The 1,852-nt window shown below is 59.7% G+C and carries 2 protein-coding genes; one reads left to right on the top strand and one right to left on the bottom strand.

Annotated features, from left to right (window positions below; genetic code table 11):
• Positions 1-1,584, top strand: a 1,584-nt coding sequence (locus ACXJ5O_RS25745; protein WP_457302385.1) for an autotransporter family protein, incomplete at its 5' end; no start/stop codon positions are given.
• Positions 1,585-1,657: 73 nt separating this feature from the next.
• Here ACXJ5O_RS25745 and ACXJ5O_RS25740 read toward each other — a convergent pair.
• On the bottom strand, positions 1,658-1,852 hold a 195-nt coding region (locus tag ACXJ5O_RS25740), incomplete at its 5' end, for a hypothetical protein (protein ID WP_457302384.1).

The following is a 1,852-nucleotide window of genomic DNA, read 5'->3' as shown; positions in this document are numbered from 1 at the left end:
TTCGCAGGCAGCACCACGATCAAGGCGGGCACGCTGTCGGTGAACGGCATCCTTGGCGGGACGGTGAATGTTCAGTCAGGCGGGCGGCTGCAAGGCACTGGCGAGGTCGGCACAACGACGAGCGACGGTACGATTGCGCCGGGTAACTCGATCGGCACGCTGACGATCGACGGCAACTACACCGGCAATGGCGGCACGCTGGTCATCGAGACCGAGCTTGGCGGCGATGCTTCGCCAACGGACCGTCTCGTCGTCACCGGCGACACCGCGGGCACGACCAACGTCAAGGTCGTTAATCTTGCTGTTGGCGGCGGTGGCGCGCAGACGGTCGAGGGCATCAAGATCGTCGATGTAGCGGGAGCATCCAATGGCACATTTTCACTGCTGGGCGACTATGTGATCGGCGGGCAGCAGGCTGTGGTGGCGGGTGCCTATGGCTATACATTGAACAAGAATGGCATGAGCACCCCTGGTGATGGCGACTGGTACCTGCGTTCCCAATTGGCACCGACCAGTTCGCCGACGACACCGCCAGTAAGTGGCCCACTCTACCAGCCCGGGGCGCCGCTTTACGAAACCTATGCCCAGAGCCTGCAGGTGCTCAACGGCGTTGGCTCAATGGAGCAGCGCATCGGCAACCGCTATTGGGCGGGCGCTAGCAGTGCAGTGATTGCCCAAGGTGATGGACCGGGAACGCCCGAGGCAGCACCTTTGCCTTCCGAAGGCGGCACGGCCACCATTGATGCGGGGGCCATATGGGCCCGCATCGACGGCGCGCATTCGCGGGTCGATCCTGACCGCTCTAGCACGCAGGCAGACTATGATTACAACACGTGGAGGTTGCAGTCGGGCCTTGACGGCAAGCTCTACGAAAACCAGTCCGGCACRCTGATGGGCGGCGTGACGTTCCAGTATGGCGAGATTTCAACCGACGTTTCCTCCCTGTTCGGCAAGGGTTCCATCGACACCGACGGCTACGGTTTTGGCGGCACGCTGACCTGGCTTGGCCAGAACGGCTTCTATGTTGACGGGCAGACACAACTCAACTGGTACGACAGCGATATAACCTCCGACACGCTCGGCCGCAGCCTGACCAACGGCAATGACGGTTTCGGCTACGCGTTGAGCCTCGAAACCGGCAAGCGGATCGTCGTCGACGAGAACTGGTCGATCACGCCACAAGCACAGCTGGCCTATTCCAATGTCGATTTTGACGACTTCACCGATCCCTTCGGCGCGGACGTTTCGCTGGACAAGAGCGACAGTCTGAAGGGTCGCCTTGGCGTCTCCGCCGATTACCAGAATGCATGGCAGGACAGTTCGGGCAGGATGGCACGCAGCAATGTCTACGGGCTCGCCAACCTCTATCACGAATTCCTCGACGGTTCGGAGGTCGACCTTGCCGGTGTCAATTTCGCCAATGARAGCGATCGCACCTGGGGCGGCGTCGGCGCTGGCGGGTCATACAGCTGGGCCGATGACAAATACGCGCTCTATGGCGAGGTGTCGTTGAACACCAGCCTSAGCGACTTTGCCGACAGTTACAGCGTCAATGGCACGACCGGCTTCAAGGTGAAGTTCTGAGTGCGGCATCTTCGGTCTTGACGACCTAGGATTATGTTCTCATTTTGTTCTCATGACGAAGACGATAAAAACATTAGGGCAGGCGGCTCGCCATGGCATATTGGTGCGATCCCGTTGCCGAAAATGCGACAAGGCTGCGAGCTTCACCGCAGATAGCCTCGCCAGCATATTCGGCCATGGTCGCGAAATCAGAAGCCTTAAATTCAGGTACAAAGAAAGCGACAGCACCGATTGCGAWGTGCTCCCATACGAAGACATCTTCGTACCC

The sequence above is a fragment of the Phyllobacterium sp. P5_D12 genome (assembly GCF_054049495.1).
This window is presented reverse-complemented; position numbering and strand designations above follow the sequence as displayed.